Here is a 16,731-nt window from a genome sequence, read left to right as displayed (position 1 = left end):
AGCTGCGCCGGCCTGGCCGGGCCACCATGCTGTCCTCGCGTTCCGATCCGGAACGCACACCGATTCGGGGCGAGCATGGTTCGATTCATTCTTCTGGGTTTGCTGCCGCTGGGGCTGGCCGCTTGCGCGCAATGGCCAGCCGGCGCGGGCTGGGCCGCCGGTGGCGCGCCCGCCGGCCATTACGATTTCAACTGGCAATTGTCCGGCGACCCTGCCGTGGCGCCATTGCAGGTATTCAGCGGAGCGGGGCGCACCTGGCTGCAGTTCGCACCCGGGCGCACCCCGCCGGCCTTGTTCGCGCAAACGCCCGCCGGCCTGCAGCCGCTGTCGTATACGCGCCAGGAACCCTACCTTATCGTCGACGGCGTCTGGCCGGCGCTGGTGCTGCAGGGTGGGCGGCATATGGCGCGGGTCGAACGGCAGGCCACCCCCGCCGTGCCCGTGCCGCCCGTGCCGTCGGCCGGGTCGGCCGCCGGGCCCGAAGCGGCGCCGGCTGTCGAGCTGCCTGCGGCTCCATCGCCGCCGGCAGCGCCGCCTTCGGCCGCCAGGCCCGGCAATGCGCCGGCACGCTTCCGGGCCGGCCCGCCCGATGCCACCCTGCGCGCTGTACTGACGCGCTGGGCCGACGATGCCGGCTGGGCTTTCGAACCGCAGCATTGGGCAGTCGACGCCGACATTCCCCTGGCGGGCAGCGCCGATTTTCCCGCCGATTTCAAAGCCGCCGTGCGCGGCCTGCTGGCCTCGACGGAACTGGCCGATCGGCCGGTGCAGCCGTGTTTCTACACAAACAAGGTGTTGCGCGTCGTGCCGTTCACACAGGCCTGCGATCGTTCCGCCGCGCCAGGAGCCCGCCCATGAAAGCCCGCCTGGCATATTCCGGCATTGTGCTGCTGGCCCTGGCCGGGTGTTCGGCACAGCAGTCGCTGCAAGCGCTGCGCGAGGCCATTTCCGCGGCGCGCTCCAAGGTCGAGACCGGGCAGCGGCAATTCGCCGCCTCGGTGTCCGACCGTAACGCGCGCGTTGCCGCGCAGGACGTCGACAAGCCATGGCTGGCCGGCAAGTCCCAGCCGCTGGCCCGCGACATCGTGCTGCCGCCCGCGCTGCGCGGCGATGTAGACACGACCCTGCTGTTCGCCGGGCGGCTCGACCTGCCTTCGCTGGCCGAACGGCTGACCAGCGTAACCGGCATTGCCGTGCGCATCGCGCCCGATGCCTTGCTGCCGCACGCGCTGTTCCTGCCGCGGCTGGGCCAGCCGGCGCCTGCCGACCTGTCCGCGCCCATGCGCGTGCCGGTGCTGGTCGGGCCGCGCCCGCTGCCCGACACACTCGACACGCTGGCCGCCAGTTTCGGCGTGCATTGGCGCTACCACCACAACGCCATTGAGTTCTACCGCATGCAGACGCGCGTGTTCGACGTGCGCGCACTGACCCTGGCCAGCCGCGCCGACGCCAGGCTGGGCCGGGCCGGCACCACCGAGGCGGGCGGCTTCGACAACACTTCCAATACCGCATTGTCGTCAGGCGAGCATCATGCCCTGCAGGCCGTGCGCGTGCGCATCATTCCGTTCCTGACGCAGGCCGGCACCATCGCCGACCTCGACGGCGGCGGCAGTTCGCTGGTCGTTACCGACATTCCCGATGTGCTCGACCGCATCGGCCAGTTCATCGAGCGCGAAAACCAGGCGCTGACCCGGCGCGTGCGCCTGCTGTTCGAAGAAATCACGGTGGTGGCCAACGACAGCGCCGAGGGCGGCATCGACTGGAAGGCGGTCTACGACAGCGCGCGCGTGGCGGTCACCGCCGCGATGCCCAATGCCGCCGGCAACGCCGCCGCGGCGCTGGGGGCCACGGTGGGCAGCGGGCGCTTCCAGGGCTCGCGCGCCATTGTCTCGGCGCTCAGCCAGACCGGCGCCGTGCTGCGCCATAGCAGCGTGCCGGTCCTGACCCTGAATCGTCGTCCGGTCACCCACGCGGTGCGCACCACCTTCTCGTACATCGACCAGGTCCAGAGCACGGCGGTGGCCGGCATCGACGCTTCGCTGGGCAGCACGACCCTGCCTTCCGTGTCCATCAGCCAGAAGCAGGAAACCGTAGGCACTTTCCTGACGCTGGTGCCCGACGCCCAGGCCGACGGCCGCATCCTGCTGTCAATCGCCTACGACAACACGGTGGCTCAGCCCATCAAAAGCATTACTTTCGGCGAGCAGGGCAACCAGGTACAGGTGCAGCAGATCACCATCGACGGCAACGGCACCGTGCAGCAGATTGCGCTCAGCCCCGGGCAGCCGGTCATCTTGTCGGGTTTCGACCGCCGCCAGGACGAATACGACCGCCGCCGCCTCTCGGCCAATGCGCCGCTGCTCGCCGGCGGGCAAGACCGGGCATCCAGCGACCGCCTGACCACGGTGGTCCTGGTGACTGCCATGGTTGAAGAGGGCATCTGAATGTTCGCGGCCGTAGCCCCTGATCAACTGCTGTTGATCGATGCCGAGGGCGGCGATTGCAGCCTCGCGTTCGGACTGTCATGGTTCGCCCTGGTGGGCAGCCAGGCGCCGTCCATGGCCAGGGCCCGCGCGCGGCGCCTGCGCGCCACACATTATGTGGTGGGCGGGCAGGGGGCGCTGGCCGGTGGTTGCGCGCGGCTCGCGCCGCCCCTGCGCCGCCGGCCGGTGCATGCCGCGGCGCAGGCGTTCGCCCGCCATTATTCCAGCGGCACGGCGGCCTGCATTGCGCCCTTGCCCGATGGACGCTGGTGGCTCGCGGCCGCGCAGGACGGCGCCGTGCTCACGCGCGCCGATGCACTGTACCCCGATTCGGACCAGGCCGAAGCCGCCTTGCAGGCCTTGGCCGCCCAGTATCCGTCGCTGCGGCGGCACGACGGCCCGCCAACCCTGAAGGCCCTGATGGCCGCGCCCGACGATGCCGCGCTGTTGCGGCCCGTGGGGTCGCGCTGGTCGCGCCTGCCACTGCCGGTGCGTGTTTTCGCCGGCGTCCTGGCGCTGACCCTGGCCGTGCCCGCGGCGTGGCAGGCATGGCGGCCTTCGCCGCGCGCGGCCGCGCCGGCGCCGGGCCCCACGGCCGATGAAGCCTGGCGCCAGGCCGTGCTCCGGTTCCGCCAGCAACAGCCGGTGCACTTGTTGCCCGAGCTGGCGCGCGTGTTCGCGTCCCTGCACCGCCTGCCGCTGAACGTGCGGGGCTGGCTGCTGCGCGATGCGCGCTGTCTGCCCGCGCCGCAGGCCTGGTCGTGCAGCGCGGCATACGTCCGCGCCGAGCCCGACGCCACCAATCGCGCTTTCGCACAAGTTCTGCCTGCCGGCTGGCAACTGCGTTTCCAGCCGCTGGATGGCGCCGAACTGGCCTGGGCCGTGCCGGGCAACCATACCTCGCTGGCCGACCTCGCGCCGCCCCGGGCCGAGCATGTCGACCACGCCCTGGCCAGCGCCTTGCAGCTGGCGCGCCCCGCGTTTACGCAGCTGACCCTCGGCCCACCCGCGCCTGCGCCGATCGCCGCGCCTCGCGACCCTCAGGGGCAGCCCATCGGCGCGCCGCCCGCCTGGCCGGTCTTGCGCCAGCGCGCGCTGGTATTGCAGGGCCCGCTGCGCTCGTTTTCCCTGCTGGCCGATCAATCCCGGCTGATCGTGGCCTGGTCGGCCATCGTGCTGCGCCTGGCCGCCGGCCGTACGCCCGGCACTGCCGTCAGCGCCCTGACGGCCGAACTCCAAGGAACCCTCTATGAACAAGATTGATCCGCATCCGGTCAAGTCGCGGGTACTTCGTCGCCCGCGCCGCGCGGCCTGGCTGGCGGTGGTGGCAGCTGGCTGCGGGGCGGCCATGCCCGTAACGGCCCAGTTGCCGGCTGCCGATGAGGCGGCCCATCTCGAAGCCTCCGATGCCGCGTCGGCCGCTCCAGAAGCGGTGTGGGCCGAGGGCGATACCGTGCGCGATTTGCTGCGTGCCGACGCGCAGGCCGCGCGGGCCGCGCCGCCTCCGCGGCAGGCGGCCGACTGGCTGGAAGCGCCCGCCGGCGGCGCGCCGCGCGCATCGGCCGGCCCGGCCGATGAGGCTTCCGCTGCCGACCGCATCGATGTCATGGCGATCTACGGTGTGGGCAAGGCGCTGCATGCCGACATCTCCGTCAATGGCCGCGTCGCCCGCTATCGGGCCGGAAGGGCCGCGCCGCTGGCCAGCGCGCCGCTTGCCGGCGATTCGTACGCCCTGCAGGCCATCGAGGTTCCGTGCGTGCGCCTGCGCAAGGCCGGCGCGCCCTATACCGCGTGTCTGCTGCAAAGCGGGTCCGTCCATGACTGAATCCCTGGTCCGTGCCGGCCCGCTGCCTGCCGGGTGCCGGCACGCCCAGCCCTGGCTGCATACCCCCGACGACCTGGCGCGGCTCGAGCCGGCTTTTGTCCGCGCGCTCGGCGGCGAATTCGACCTGGCCCTGCTGGCCGGCCGCCTGTGCCCGGTATTGCTCGAAGGCGGCCAGGCGGCCGTGTTCTCCCTGCCTGACTACTTGCATGGCGACCAGATCGCCGAGGTCGAGCGCATGATGTGCGCACGCGGCTACCGCCTTGCGCCAGTGCCGCGCTATGCGCTGCCGGCTGCGTTGCTGCTGCCCGTGGCGCGCGGCCAGATCACGGCCGCCACGCTGCGCGAAAGCCGCGCGGCGGCGCCTTCGGCGCAGCGCTCGGCATTGGCTTCGCTCTTTCTCGACATCGTACGCTGGGGGCTCGAGCAGCATGCCAGCGATGTGCACATCAACATCCGCCAGCCGCCGGGAAAATCCGAGGTGCGCTACACCATCGACGGCGCCTATGTCCTGCCCGGCTGCTTCAGCGATATGTCGGCCGCCACCTTGCTCGAAGTCCTGGCGGTGGCCTGGATGGACGTGCGCGGCGGCAATGGCGCGGTGTTCGATCCGCTGGCCGAGCAGCAAGGCCGCATCGCGCTCGATATCGATGGCCGGCCGGTCACCGTGCGCTGGGCATCGCTGGCCGCCGATGCCGGGCCGTCCGTGTGCCTGCGCCTGCTGCGGCTGGACGCGGCCGAGGGGGGCGCCAGCCTGGCGGAACTGGGCTACCTGCCGTCGCAGATCGCCGCGCTGGAACGCGCGCGCGAACGCAGCGGCGGCGCCATCGTGCTGGCCGGCGTGGTCGGGTCGGGCAAATCCACCTCCATCGCCACCCTGATGCGGGACATCCCCGCCGCGCGCAAGGTCATCACGCTTGAAGATCCGGTCGAATACCGGATCGGCAATGCCCTGCAGAACACGGTCGGGCGCACGCTGGACGCCGAGTCTTCGCCGGTGTTCGACGCCAAGCTCAAGACCGTCAAGCGCTCGGCCATGCACGACCTGCTCATCGGCGAGATCCGCGACCGCGACACCGGCCGCGCGTTCATGGACCTGGCCGGCTCCGGCGTCAATGTATATACCACCACCCACACAGGCTCGGCCTGCATGATTCCCGAACGCCTGGCTTCCGATTTCATCGGCGTGTCGCGCGATTTCCTGGCCACCCCCGGCGTGCTCAAGCTGCTGGTCTACCAGGCGCTGCTGCCGCGCCTGTGCGTGAATTGCGCATTGCCGTTCGACAGCCTGCCGCGGCGCGCCGAGTCCATGCCGTGGCGCGATTGGGCCTTGGCATTCGCCCGGGCTCATCAACTCGACGGCGCCGCGCTGCGGGCCCGCAACCCCGCCGGCTGCCCGGCCTGCCGGCGCCCGCAGTTGCCCCAGCTGCATGGGCTGGCCGGCCGCACCGTCGTGGCCGAGATGGTCGAGCCCGATCGCGACGACCGCTTCCTGCACATGATCCGGCGCCGCGACAACCTGGGTCTGCGCCGCCATGTGCGCGCATTGCCGCGCACGGCATTCGATGACGCCGACATGGCAGGCAAGTGCGCCGCCGGCTGCGCGATTTACAAGGCATCGCGCGGGCAGATCGATCCGCGCATGATTGCGCAGCACTTCGACCTGCCCGCCGGCCCGCGCCGCGCGGCGCCCATGCGCCTGCTGGCCGGAGGCCGCGATGCCTGAGCGCACTGGCCCGCTGGCGGGCATGCTGCGGCAACTGGCGGCGTGGTACGACGGCCGCTGTTTCCAGCGTCAGCGCGCAGACTATTACGAATATCTGGCGGACCTGATCGACAGCCTGCAGGGCCGCAAGACCCTGCGCGACATTTTCGAAGACGATGCGCTGCGCTATGGGCCCGATTCCGTGCGGGGCCGGCTGGCGCAGCGCTGGCAGCACCGGTACCAGGAATCCGGCGGCGATCTCGCCGCGGCCTGGGCGGGCTCGATGTCCGATGACGAATGCCAGTTGATCGCGGCGGCCCAGCAGGCCGGCGGCGAAGCGCTGCCGCACGCGCTGCGCGACCTGGCCGGCGCCGCGCGGCTGGTGCAGCAGGCGCGCGGCATCCTGGCGGGCACGTGCGCCGCGGGGGGCGCGGCGCTGGCGGTAGCCATCGGCCTGCTGTGCGCCGTGCCGTATTTCACGGTGCCGCGACTGCAGCAGGTATTCCAGGCCGTGCCGCCGGACTACTACGGCGGGCTTACTCAGGGCCTGTACGCATTGGCGCAGGCCTTGCGGCGCTGGCTGGTGTTCTGGGCAGTGCTGCTGGCCGGCGGCGCATGGCTGACGGCCTGGTCGATGCCGGTGTTCACCGGGCCGTGGCGCGCGCGGCTCGACCAGCTGCTTCCCTGGCGCCTGTACCGCGACTTCCATGCCATCCGCTTCCTGGCCATGCTGGCTGTCATGTTGCGCCAGCGCGGCAACATCGACACCCGGCTGCGCCAGGCCCTGGCGGCGCTGGCCTGGCATGCCTCTCCTTGGCTGGCCTGGCATACCGGCCAGATGCTGGCGCGCGTCGAGCACGGCATCGTCGGGGCCGGCACTTTCGACACCGGCCTGTTCGACCGCGAAACCGCCTGGTTCATGGCCGACGTGATTGCCGCGCGCGGGGTCGAGGCAGGCGTCGCGCAGGCCCGGCTGCGGGTCGAGTCGCGCACGCTGGCGCGGGTGCGGCGCCAGGCCCTGGCGCTGCGCTGGGCCATGCTGCTGGCGGCGGTCGCCGCCGTGCTGGGCCTGGCGCTGTGGCATTACGGCGTGATCGACGAACTGCGCCGCGCCCTGACGAATTACTACGCCAGCCGCTAGCCGACAGCGCGGCTATTCCACTTTTTTTGCCCAGGAGGTCTTCCATGCCTTATCCGTTGTTCATCGCCGCGCCGCGCCGCCAGGCCGGCTTCTCGCTCATCGAAGTGTCCATCGTTACCGCCATCGTGCTGCTGGTGGCAATTATCGGCATTCCGGCCATCGGCGCGTACGTCATTGAAAACAAGGTGCCCAAGGTCGGCGAAGAACTGCAGCGTTTTGTCGCCCGCACCAAGACTTTCGCGCAAGGCTCGGGGCCGGCGCCGTACGCCGATCTCGACACGGGCTCGCTGGCCAATGCCCTGCGCGATTCCAGCGTGGTGGCGGTCAGCGGCACGGGCGCCAGCTCGGTGGTGTCCCATGGGCTGGGCGGCAGCGGCAGCGGCGGCAATGGCACCATCACCATTGCCCCGGTTGCCGTGGCCGGGGGCGGCGCCGGTTCGGGTTTCGCCATTACCCTGACCAACGTCAGCAATGCAGCCTGTCCCGGCCTGGCGTCGGTCATGCAGCGGGTGTCCGACATCATTACCATCGAAGGGCGGGGCGGGGCATCCAGGGTCAAGGACACCACCATCGTGCCACGCGTGGCCTACAGCGCCGTGGCGGCCGAATCCCAGTGCGCCGAAGGCGACAGCAATACTTTCGTGTTCACCGTGCGCTGAAGGACATCCCGTGGGCATCACTACATCGCACACCCGTGCGGCCGGAAGCAGCCGGCCGCACCCAGGGCAGGCCGGCTTCGCCCTGCTGGAACTGACCCTTGCGGTCGCCGTGGCCAGCATGATCCTGATCTGGGGCGCCAATCGCCTGGTTCACCAGGTCGATGACGCGGCCAGCCGGGCCGCCGGAGTCTGGATGCTCGAACTCAAGCGCGGGCTCGACAACATGCTGCGGCAGCATTTCGACAGCCTGGCCGAAGGCGTGCCGGCGCTGGGCGCCAACGGGCTGCCTTTGTATGCCGACCCGCTGGCCCCGCGCCTGGCCGAACTCAAGGCCCATGGCCACCTGCCCGCCGCATTTCCCGAAAGCGGGGCCCTGGGCGAGGGCGTGGCCATCCGCATCCTGCGCGATGCCCGCTGCCCGGGGGCGGGCTGCCGGCTCGACGCGCTCGCCTATGGCGCCGGGCCGGTCCTGCTGGCCGACGGGTCGGCGCCGGATCTCATGCGCCTGAGCGCGGCCATCGAAGCCGCCGGCGGCTATGGCGGCGCGGCCACCGCCGCCCGGGTGCGCGGCGCCAATTTCGACTTTCCCAACCCGCCCGAGCCCGCCATGCCGGCCCTGGCGCCGGGCACGCTGGCCGTGTGGGCCGGCTTCGGGGCGGCCGACTACGACTTGTACGTGCGCCGGCGCGATACCCGCGACCCGGATCTGCAGGGCGGCCTGTCGGTGGCCGGCGCCCTGTCCAGCGCGGGCCGGCTGCATACCGGCGAATTTCTGTCGCTGGGTGGCGTCGCGGTGGCCGGCACGGCCTGCCCGGGCGGGGCCGGGTTGGTGGCCCGCAGTGCAAATGGCGGCCTGCTGGACTGCCGCGGCGGCGTCTGGACCGCCATGCAGGGCAGTTTCGGCGGCGCTTATGCCCTGAATCGTCTCCTTGGCTGCGGGCACTCCGCCTCGTCCGCCAATCCTGTAACCGGGGCGTGTTCGTGCCCCAGAGGCTATGCGGCCGTCCTGGTTTCGAAAGGCCTGTGGGCCGACAATGGCAGTACCACTTTCAGCTATGTCTGCGTGGGCCCGGGTTAGGCGGGGCAGGGCGCGCAGGCGGCCGGCCGCCGACCCTCTATAATCAAAAATTCGCCTAAATTCCGGTTCGTCCCAGAATGAAATCCTCAGAGATTCGCCAGAAATTCCTGCAGTTCTTCCAGTCGAAGGGGCACACCATTGTTCCTTCGGCCTCGCTCGTGCCGGGCAACGACCCCACGCTGCTGTTCACCAATTCGGGCATGGTGCAGTTCAAAGACGTCTTCACCGGCAAGGAAACGCGTTCCTATACCCGGGCGACCTCGTCGCAGCGCAGCGTGCGGGCCGGCGGCAAGCACAACGATCTCGAAAACGTCGGCTACACGGCGCGGCACCACACGTTTTTCGAGATGCTGGGCAACTTCAGCTTCGGCGACTATTTCAAGCGCGACGCCATCCAGTACGCCTGGGAACTGCTGACCCAGGTCTACAAACTGCCCGCCGAAAAGCTGTGGGTTACCGTCTACCAGGAAGACGACGAGGCCTATGACATCTGGGCCACCGAAGTCGGCGTGCCGCGCGAGCGCATCATCCGCATCGGCGACAACAAGGGCAGCCGCTACGCGTCCGACAACTTCTGGCAAATGGCCGATACCGGCCCGTGCGGCCCGTGTTCCGAAATCTTCTACGACCACGGCCCCGAGGTGTGGGGCGGCCCTCCGGGCTCGCCCGAAGAAGACGGTGATCGCTACATCGAGATCTGGAACCTGGTGTTCATGCAGTTCGAGCGCGACGCCGCCGGCAACATGGAACCCCTGCCCAAGCCCTGTGTCGATACCGGCATGGGCCTGGAACGCATCGCGGCCGTGCTGCAGGGCGTGCATTCCAACTACGAAATCGACCTGTTCCAGAACCTGATCCGGGCCGCCGCGCGCGAAACCGGCGTCAAGAACCTCGAAGACAATTCGCTGAAGGTCATCGCCGACCACATCCGCGCGTGCTCCTTCCTGATCGTCGACGGCATCATTCCCAGCAACGAGGGTCGCGGCTACGTGCTGCGCCGCATCGTGCGCCGCGCCCTGCGCCATGGCTACAAGCTGGGCCAGACCAAGCCGTTCTTCTACAAGCTGGTGCCCGATCTCGTGGCCGAGATGGGCCAGGCCTATCCCGAGCTGGCGCAGGCCGCCGAGCGGGTGGCCCAGGTGCTCAAGCAGGAAGAAGAACGCTTCGGCGAAACCCTCGAACACGGCATGAAGATCCTCGACGGCGCCCTGGCCGGCGTGCCGGCGGGCGGCCAGCTCGACGGCACTACGCTGTTCACGCTGTACGACACCTACGGCTTCCCGGTCGACCTTACCGCCGACATCTGCCGCGAACGCAATGTCGAAGTCGATATGGCCGGCTTCGATGCCGCCATGGCGCGCCAGCGCGACCAGGCCCGCGCCGCCGGCAAGTTCAAGATGGCCGAGGGCCTCAGCTACGAAGGCGCCGACACCCGCTTCGAAGGCTACGAAAAGCTCGAGCTCGACGGCGTCAAGGTCACCGCGCTGTATGTCGACGGCACCCAGGTCGAGCGCGTGCGGGCCGGCCAGCATGCCGTGGTGGTGCTCGACGCCACGCCCTTCTATGCCGAATCGGGCGGCCAGGTCGGCGATACCGGCCTGCTCGAGGGCGGCGGCGCGCGCTTCGCGGTGGCCGATACCCTGAAGATCCAGGCCGGCGTGTTCGGCCATCACGGCGTGCTCGAATCCGGCTCGCTGGCCGTGGGCGACGCGCTGCTGGCCCGGGTGGACGCCGTGCGCCGCGCGCGCACTGTGCGCAATCACTCCGCCACCCACCTCATGCACAAGGCGCTGCGCCAGGTGCTGGGCGCCCATGTGCAGCAGCGCGGCTCGCTGGTCGACCCCGACAAGACCCGCTTCGACTTCGCTCACGACGCGCCGCTGTCGGCCGAGCAAATTGCCCAGGTCGAGGCCATCGTCAATGCCGAAGTCCTGGCCAACCAGCCCACCCAGGCGCAGGTCATGGCCTACGATGACGCCGTCAAGGGCGGCGCCATGGCGCTGTTCGGCGAAAAATACGGCGACACCGTGCGGGTGCTCGATATCGGCTTCTCGCGCGAATTGTGCGGCGGTACGCACGTATCGCGCACCGGCGACATCGGCCTGTTCAAGATCGTGGCCGAAGGCGGCGTGGCCGCCGGCGTGCGCCGCGTCGAGGCCATCACCGGCGACAACGCGCTGGCGTGGGTGCAGAACCAGAACGCCCTGCTGCTGCGCGCCGCGGGCATGCTGCGCACCACCCCGGGCGACCTGCCCGAGCGCCTGGCCCAGGTGCAAGAGCAGGTCCGCGCCCTCGAAAAAGACCTCGAGCAGGCGCGCGGCAAGCTGGCCGCCAGCGCCGGCAACGACCTGGCCGCCAAGGCTGCAGAGGTCAAGGGCGTCAAGGTGCTGGCCGCCAGCCTCGGCGACATCGATCCCAAGGCGCTGCGCGGCATGGTCGACAACCTGAAAGACCGTCTCAAGTCGGCCGTCGTGCTGCTGGCCAGCGCCGGGGGCGACGGCAAGATCAGCCTGGTGGGCGGCGTCACGGCCGACCTCACCAGCCGCGTCAAGGCGGGCGACCTGGTCGGTTTCGTGGCAGGGCAGGTGGGCGGCAAGGGCGGCGGCCGGCCCGACATGGCCATGGGCGGCGGCAGCGACGCCCAGGCTCTGCCGGCGGCGGTAGCCAGCGTGCAGGGGTGGGTCGATGAACGCCTCTGATCCTGCCGCGGGCCTGCCGGAATTCCAGCACGACGTCGATGCCAGCGGGCTGACCTGCCCGCTGCCCATCCTGCGCGCCAAGAAGGCCCTGGCCCAGATGGAAAGCGGCCAGGTGCTGCGCGTGGCCACCACCGACCCCAAGGCAACGCGCGATTTCCAGGCTTTTGCCAAGCAAAGCGGCAACGCCCTGTTGGCTCAGCACGACAACCAGGGCACGGTGCTGCATTTCCTGCGGCGGCGCTAGGGGGCAGGCCCCGGGGGCGCCCGGCTGCCCCGGGGGTGTATGCTATGCAATCGGTATGAATCAAGGCCTTCCTTGCCAGGGCCTTCCATTCAATGCTAGAATCTTCCGTTTTTCACAACTAATTCAAGGGATTACCTATGGTGGTGATTCGCATGGCCCGCGGTGGGTCGAAGAAGCGTCCGTTTTACAATTTGGTAGCCACCGATTCGCGCAACCGCCGCGATGGCCGTTTCATCGAACGCGTCGGTTTCTACAACCCGGTTGCCAGCGAAGGCTCGGAAAGCCTGCGCATCTCGCTTGACCGCGTGCAATACTGGACCAACAGCGGCGCGCAACTGTCGCCCGCCGTCGAGCGCCTGGTCAAAGACTACTCGGCCAAGGTTTCCGCCGCCGCCTGACGGCGCGCCTGGCACAAACCCGCGCGCTGCCTAGCCGCCTGGCCCTATGCCCGACGCCGCAACCCCTACCGCGGCGCCCGGCGACCTGGTCGAACTGGGCCGCATCACCGGGGCCTATGGCGTCAAGGGCTGGGTCAAGGTGCAGCCGCATTCCGCCCAGGCCGATGTGCTGCGCAAGGCATCCAGCTGGTGGCTGACTCGCCTCGCTCCTGAAACGGCGCGAGGCGTTGTCACGTCTGCGCCACACGAATACAAAGTCGTGCAGGCACGGCCGCAGGGGGCCACCGTGGTGGCGCAACTGGCCGGCATCGCCGATCGCGAACAGGCCGAGGCTCTGCGCGGCCTGGCGGTGCAGGTGTCGCGCAGCCAGTTCCCGGCCGCCGCCGACGACGAATATTATTGGGTCGACCTCATCGGCTGCGCGTTTTACACCAACGCCGAAGGCGAGCAGGCGCGCGTGGGTGTGGTCGAAGAGGTGTTCGACAACGGCGCGCACGCCATTCTGCGGGTCGTGCTGCAGCGCGCGCCCGCTCCCGGCGGCGAGCCCGAACCCCGGCGCGACGCCAAGGGGCGTCCCCTTGAAATGCTGGTGCCTTTCGTCGGCGCCCATATCCTGGCCGTCGACCTGGCCGCCCGCCGCATCGACAGCAACTGGCCCACGGAACTCTGATGCGCTTCGACGTCGTCACGCTTTTTCCGGACATGTTCGGAACCGTGCGCGACCTGGGCGTTACCGGCCGGGCGCATGCGCAGGGCCTGTGGGCCCTGCATGCCTGGAACCCTCGCGACTATACCCACGACGTGCACCGCACCGTCGATGACCGCCCGTATGGCGGCGGGCCGGGCATGGTAATGATGGCCGCGCCGCTGGAAGCCGCCGTGGCGGCGGCCCAGGCCGGCCGCGCGGATCAGGGCCTGGCGCAGGCCCCCGTGGTGCTGATGTCGCCCACCGGCCGCCGCTACGATCAGCAGTGCGCCGAGTCGCTGGCCGCCAGTTCCGGCGCCGTCCTGATCTGCGGCCGCTACGAAGGCATCGACCAGCGCTTCATCGACCGCTGCGTCACGGATGAAATCTCGCTGGGCGATTTCGTCCTGTCAGGCGGCGAAGTCGCCGCGCTGGCGGTCATCGATGCCGCGGTCCGCCTGCTGCCCGGCGCCTTGAACGACGGCGATTCCGCGCTGCAGGATTCATTCAACGACACGCTGTCGGGCCTGCTCGACAGCCCGCATTACACCCGCCCCGAAGTCCATGCCGGGCAGCCGGTGCCGGCCGAGCTGCTCAGCGGCCACCATGCCAACATCGCCCGCTGGCGGCGCGAACAGTCGCTGCGGCTTACCGCCGTGCGCCGGCCCGACCTGCTTGAACGCGCCCGCGCCAACGGCTGGCTCACGCCCGCCGACGAGCGCTACCTGGCTACCCTCGGCAAGTGACGTCCGCCTGCGGGACGGCACACTAGGGAAGTTCCCACCTTGCCGAGCCCGGCCGGGCTGCTAGCATTGAAAATTATGTCTATATGAAAATTTCATATGACGAGCCTGGCCGCCGCCCCCGATGATCTTGCTGCACAACGCCCCGCGCGCACGGCGCGCGAGCCGGCGCCCGCCTCGGTGATCGACTTCTGGCTGGGCCAGCAGCTGCGCCAGTTGCGCAAGCAGCACAGTCTGTCTCTGGTGCAGGTGGCCAAGGCCTGCGGCATCTCGGTGGGCCTGCTCAGCCAGGTCGAGCGCGGCCTGAGTTCACCTTCAGTGAAAATCCTGGGCCTCCTGGCCAGGCAGTTCGGCGTGTCGGTCGATTCGCTGCTGCGCGGGGCCGGCCAGGGCGACGGCGAGGCCGCCGGCCGCGTGGCGCGTGCCGGTTCGCACCGCCGCGTCGACCTGCTCGACAAAGGCATCCACAAAGAGATGTACACCCCGCCCGCCGGGCGCAGCCTGGACCTGTGTCGGGCCCGCATCGCCCCGGGCGGATCCACCGGGGATGACCTGTTCTCGACCGGCATGGGCGAACAGATCGGTCTGGTGCTGCAAGGCACACTCGAACTCTGGGTCGAAGACCAGGTCATGCTGCTGCGCGCGGGCGACAGTTTCTGCTATGCCAGCCGTACGCCGCGGCGCTGGCGCAACCCGGGCTCGGATGTCGCCGAAGTCATCTGGGCCATCAGCCGCATCGACTACAAGGAGACCAGCCCGTAAACCGCGCTGGCCGGGTGCCGGCATGGCCGGCGGCAGGCAGGCGCACTACCGGCGCGCGATGCGCGCCTTGCTTTCCACAACAGCAGGGGAGAATTTCCATGAAACTGCAGATCATGGCGGCCGCCCTGGCCGCCACGCTGGCGCTGGGCGGTGCCGCCCAGGCGCAAACTGTGCTGAAGGTCGGCTCCACGCCCACCGGCAGCCCGTTTACGTTCCTGGACACCAAGACCAACACCATCGAAGGGGTGATGGTCGACATCATCAAGGCGGTCGGCAAGGAAGCCGGCTTCGAGGTAAAGATCGAGCCCATGGCGTTCTCGGCCCTGATCGGCTCGCTGACCTCCAAGCGCATCGACCTGATCTCGGCCGCCATGTTCATCACCGAGCCCCGCAAGAAGGTGGTGAGTTTTTCCGAACCCGTGTACCGCTACGGCGAAGGCTTCATGGTGCCTAAAGACGACAACAAGCAATACAAGTCGTTCGCCGACATGAAAGGCATGACGGTGGGCGTGCAGGTGGGCACGGCATTTGTCCAGCCCATCCAGAAAAGCGGCATGTTCAAAGAGGTCAAGCTGTACGACAACCCGCCCGACATGATGCGCGACGCCAATGCCGGGCGCATCCAGGGCGGCTTCATGGACTATCCCATCGCGGCCAGCATCATCGCCAAGGGCGCCTACCCCAATCTGAAAATGGCCAAGAGCTACGAGCCCATCGTGGTCGGCAGCCTGGGTATCGCCACACGCCAGGACGACACCGAGCTGCTGGCGCGCATCAACAAGGCACTGACCAAGCTGAAAGCCGACGGCACCATCGACGGCATCCTGAAGAAGTGGAACCTGGCGGGTTGAGCGCCGGGCGCCGGCGCCAGCCGGCGGCCCGCCGCGGCCGCCGGCTTTTTCCACTTACCCGACAAGGATGGACCGAACGATGATGGAGTTTTTCAAAGACGCGCGCGAGTTCCTGCCCATACTGCTGCAGGGCGCCACGCTGACAATCCTGGTGACTTTCGGGTCGCTGCTGCTGTCGACGCTGCTGGGGATGGTATGGGCCCTGATGCGCGTGTCCGGCATCAGGCCGTTGGCCAAATTCAGCGCCGGCATGATCAATGTGCTGCGCGGTATCCCCATCATCGTGCTGCTGTTCTATATCTATTTCGTGATGCCCGACATGGGCATCGCGCTGACGGCCGTGCAGGCGGCCATCATCGGCCTGGGCATCGCGTATTCGGCCTACCAGGCCGAGAACTTCCGCGCCGGCATCGAGGCCATCGACCGCGGCCAGGTCGAGGCCGCCATGGCCATGGGCATGAGCTGGAGCATGACCATGCGGCGCGTGGTGCTGCCCCAGGCGGTGAAGATCGTGTTGCCGCCCTATGGCAACATCATGATCATGATGCTGAAAGATTCCTCGCAGGCCTCCACCATCACGGTGGCCGAACTGGCCCTGCAGGGCAAGCTGATCGCGGTGTCCACGTTCAAGAACGCCACGGTGTTCACCCTGGTTGCCCTGATGTACCTGATCATGTGCGTGCCGCTCATCCTGTTCGTGCGCCACCTGGAAAAAAGGAGTGCACCCAAATGATCCTGCTGAAAGATGTGCACAAAAGCTTCGGCAAGCTCGAGGTCCTGAAAGGCATCGATGCCGAGGTCAGCAAGGGCGAGGTCGTGTGCGTGATCGGGCCGTCGGGTTCGGGAAAATCGACCATCCTGCGCTGTATCAACGGGCTGGAACGCTACAGCAGCGGCGCCATCACCATCGATGGCGAGCGGGTCGATTGCGACGCGCCGTCCATTGTGTCGATCCGCACGCAGGTGTCGATGGTGTTCCAACGCTTCAATCTGTTCCCGCATCGCACGGCATTGGAAAACGTCATCGAGGGCCCGGTTTTCGTCAAGAAAGAGCCGCGCGCCCAGGCCATCGAGCGCGGCCGCGAACTGCTGGCCAGCGTGGGGCTGGCCGACAAGGAAAACGCCCATCCGCCGCAGCTTTCGGGCGGCCAGCAGCAGCGCGTGGCCATCGCCCGCGCCCTGGCCATGCAGCCCAAGGCCATTCTGTTCGACGAGCCCACTTCGGCGCTCGACCCCGAGCTGGTGGGCGATGTGCTGGGCGTGATGCGCAAGCTGGCCGAGGCGGGCATGACCATGGTCGTCGTGACCCACGAAATGAGCTTCGCCCGCGAAGTGGCCGACCGCGTCCTGTTCATCGACGGCGGCGTGGTGGTAGAGCAGGGCGCCGCCCGCGAAGTGCTGAACCAACCGCAGCATCCGCGCACGCAGGATTTCCTGCACCGCGTGCTGCATCCCATGTAA

17 protein-coding genes are annotated in these 16,731 nt (G+C 68.9%); all 17 read left to right on the top strand.

Annotation, left to right across the window (positions count from 1 at the left end; all coding sequences use genetic code 11):
- The first annotated feature begins 75 nt into the window (after window positions 1-75).
- The 17 genes from J2P76_RS02090 to J2P76_RS02010 all read left to right on the top strand — a co-directional run bounded on the left by J2P76_RS02090 (window position 76) and on the right by J2P76_RS02010 (window position 16,731).
- A complete protein-coding gene (locus tag J2P76_RS02090; RefSeq protein WP_207404167.1) occupies window positions 76-858 on the top strand; it encodes a TcpQ domain-containing protein in 783 nt (260 codons plus the stop codon).
- Entirely contained in the window at window positions 855-2,444 is a 1,590-nt protein-coding gene (locus J2P76_RS02085; RefSeq protein ID WP_207404166.1) for a hypothetical protein, read from the top strand. The genes J2P76_RS02090 and J2P76_RS02085 overlap by 4 nt, the downstream gene beginning before the upstream one ends.
- Window positions 2,445-3,746, top strand: a complete 1,302-nt coding sequence (locus J2P76_RS02080; RefSeq protein WP_207404164.1) for a type 4b pilus protein PilO2 — start codon at window positions 2,445-2,447, stop codon at window positions 3,744-3,746.
- A complete protein-coding gene (locus J2P76_RS23565; RefSeq protein WP_242697265.1) occupies window positions 3,733-4,308 on the top strand; it encodes a hypothetical protein in 576 nt (191 codons plus the stop codon). Before J2P76_RS02080 ends, J2P76_RS23565 begins: the two co-directional genes overlap by 14 nt.
- A complete protein-coding gene (locus J2P76_RS02070) occupies window positions 4,301-6,031 on the top strand; it encodes a GspE/PulE family protein (protein WP_207404162.1) in 1,731 nt (576 codons plus the stop codon). The genes J2P76_RS23565 and J2P76_RS02070 overlap by 8 nt, the downstream gene beginning before the upstream one ends.
- Window positions 6,024-7,151, top strand: coding sequence for a general secretion pathway protein (locus J2P76_RS02065; RefSeq protein ID WP_242697264.1), 1,128 nt, complete (start codon window positions 6,024-6,026; stop codon window positions 7,149-7,151). The genes J2P76_RS02070 and J2P76_RS02065 overlap by 8 nt, the downstream gene beginning before the upstream one ends.
- A 44-nt stretch (window positions 7,152-7,195) precedes the next feature.
- Window positions 7,196-7,810: a type 4 pilus major pilin gene (locus J2P76_RS02060; RefSeq protein WP_207404160.1), complete on the top strand. Its 615-nt coding sequence runs from the start codon at window positions 7,196-7,198 to the stop codon at window positions 7,808-7,810.
- Between the two features lie 10 nt (window positions 7,811-7,820).
- A complete protein-coding gene (locus J2P76_RS02055; protein ID WP_207404158.1) occupies window positions 7,821-8,888 on the top strand; it encodes a prepilin in 1,068 nt (355 codons plus the stop codon).
- A gap of 77 nt (window positions 8,889-8,965) precedes the next feature.
- Window positions 8,966-11,587 carry an alanine--tRNA ligase gene (alaS, locus tag J2P76_RS02050; RefSeq protein ID WP_207404156.1) on the top strand — a complete coding sequence of 874 codons (2,622 nt, stop codon included), beginning with the start codon at window positions 8,966-8,968 and terminating at the stop codon, window positions 11,585-11,587.
- Window positions 11,574-11,831, top strand: a complete 258-nt coding sequence (locus tag J2P76_RS02045; RefSeq protein ID WP_207404154.1) for a sulfurtransferase TusA family protein — start codon at window positions 11,574-11,576, stop codon at window positions 11,829-11,831. Before alaS ends, J2P76_RS02045 begins: the two co-directional genes overlap by 14 nt.
- 137 nt (window positions 11,832-11,968) lie before the next feature.
- Window positions 11,969-12,229: a 30S ribosomal protein S16 gene (gene rpsP, locus J2P76_RS02040; RefSeq protein ID WP_012248922.1), complete on the top strand. Its 261-nt coding sequence runs from the start codon at window positions 11,969-11,971 to the stop codon at window positions 12,227-12,229.
- A 46-nt stretch (window positions 12,230-12,275) separates the two neighbouring features.
- The gene (gene rimM / locus J2P76_RS02035) at window positions 12,276-12,899 is read left to right on the top strand and encodes a ribosome maturation factor RimM (RefSeq protein ID WP_207404152.1); all 624 of its coding nucleotides are present in this window, start codon (window positions 12,276-12,278) and stop codon (window positions 12,897-12,899) included.
- Window positions 12,899-13,660: a tRNA (guanosine(37)-N1)-methyltransferase TrmD gene (gene trmD / locus J2P76_RS02030; protein ID WP_207404150.1), complete on the top strand. Its 762-nt coding sequence runs from the start codon at window positions 12,899-12,901 to the stop codon at window positions 13,658-13,660. Before rimM ends, trmD begins: the two co-directional genes overlap by 1 nt.
- 96 nt (window positions 13,661-13,756) lie before the next feature.
- On the top strand, window positions 13,757-14,419 hold the full coding sequence (locus tag J2P76_RS02025) for a helix-turn-helix domain-containing protein (RefSeq protein ID WP_207404149.1): 663 nt from the start codon (window positions 13,757-13,759) through the stop codon (window positions 14,417-14,419).
- Window positions 14,420-14,517: 98 nt separating this feature from the next.
- Window positions 14,518-15,270, top strand: a complete 753-nt coding sequence (locus J2P76_RS02020; protein WP_207404148.1) for an ABC transporter substrate-binding protein — start codon at window positions 14,518-14,520, stop codon at window positions 15,268-15,270.
- A gap of 79 nt (window positions 15,271-15,349) precedes the next feature.
- Window positions 15,350-16,003 carry an amino acid ABC transporter permease gene (locus tag J2P76_RS02015; RefSeq protein WP_207404147.1) on the top strand — a complete coding sequence of 218 codons (654 nt, stop codon included), beginning with the start codon at window positions 15,350-15,352 and terminating at the stop codon, window positions 16,001-16,003.
- Window positions 16,000-16,731: an amino acid ABC transporter ATP-binding protein gene (locus J2P76_RS02010; protein ID WP_207404146.1), complete on the top strand. Its 732-nt coding sequence runs from the start codon at window positions 16,000-16,002 to the stop codon at window positions 16,729-16,731. The genes J2P76_RS02015 and J2P76_RS02010 overlap by 4 nt, the downstream gene beginning before the upstream one ends.

Source organism: Bordetella petrii, from assembly GCF_017356245.1.
GTDB classification, from domain to species: domain Bacteria; phylum Pseudomonadota; class Gammaproteobacteria; order Burkholderiales; family Burkholderiaceae_B; genus Bordetella_A; species Bordetella_A petrii_D.
This window is presented reverse-complemented; position numbering and strand designations above follow the sequence as displayed.

What these genes read in the sequence shown, in the direction of transcription:
- J2P76_RS02045 (WP_207404154.1), top strand. Translation starts at nt 11,574, where the DNA reads ATGAACGCCTCTGATCCTGCCGCGGGCCTGCCGGAATTCCAGCACGAC.
- alaS (WP_207404156.1), top strand. Translation starts at nt 8,966, where the DNA reads ATGAAATCCTCAGAGATTCGCCAGAAATTCCTGCAGTTCTTCCAGTCG.
- J2P76_RS02015 (WP_207404147.1), top strand. Translation starts at nt 15,350, where the DNA reads ATGATGGAGTTTTTCAAAGACGCGCGCGAGTTCCTGCCCATACTGCTG.
- J2P76_RS02065 (WP_242697264.1), top strand. Translation starts at nt 6,024, where the DNA reads ATGCCTGAGCGCACTGGCCCGCTGGCGGGCATGCTGCGGCAACTGGCG.
- rpsP (WP_012248922.1), top strand. Translation starts at nt 11,969, where the DNA reads ATGGTGGTGATTCGCATGGCCCGCGGTGGGTCGAAGAAGCGTCCGTTT.
- J2P76_RS23565 (WP_242697265.1), top strand. Translation starts at nt 3,733, where the DNA reads ATGAACAAGATTGATCCGCATCCGGTCAAGTCGCGGGTACTTCGTCGC.
- J2P76_RS02010 (WP_207404146.1), top strand. Translation starts at nt 16,000, where the DNA reads ATGATCCTGCTGAAAGATGTGCACAAAAGCTTCGGCAAGCTCGAGGTC.
- J2P76_RS02090 (WP_207404167.1), top strand. Translation starts at nt 76, where the DNA reads ATGGTTCGATTCATTCTTCTGGGTTTGCTGCCGCTGGGGCTGGCCGCT.
- J2P76_RS02080 (WP_207404164.1), top strand. Translation starts at nt 2,445, where the DNA reads ATGTTCGCGGCCGTAGCCCCTGATCAACTGCTGTTGATCGATGCCGAG.
- J2P76_RS02070 (WP_207404162.1), top strand. Translation starts at nt 4,301, where the DNA reads ATGACTGAATCCCTGGTCCGTGCCGGCCCGCTGCCTGCCGGGTGCCGG.
- trmD (WP_207404150.1), top strand. Translation starts at nt 12,899, where the DNA reads ATGCGCTTCGACGTCGTCACGCTTTTTCCGGACATGTTCGGAACCGTG.
- J2P76_RS02060 (WP_207404160.1), top strand. Translation starts at nt 7,196, where the DNA reads ATGCCTTATCCGTTGTTCATCGCCGCGCCGCGCCGCCAGGCCGGCTTC.
- J2P76_RS02025 (WP_207404149.1), top strand. Translation starts at nt 13,757, where the DNA reads ATGACGAGCCTGGCCGCCGCCCCCGATGATCTTGCTGCACAACGCCCC.
- J2P76_RS02085 (WP_207404166.1), top strand. Translation starts at nt 855, where the DNA reads ATGAAAGCCCGCCTGGCATATTCCGGCATTGTGCTGCTGGCCCTGGCC.
- rimM (WP_207404152.1), top strand. Translation starts at nt 12,276, where the DNA reads ATGCCCGACGCCGCAACCCCTACCGCGGCGCCCGGCGACCTGGTCGAA.
- J2P76_RS02020 (WP_207404148.1), top strand. Translation starts at nt 14,518, where the DNA reads ATGAAACTGCAGATCATGGCGGCCGCCCTGGCCGCCACGCTGGCGCTG.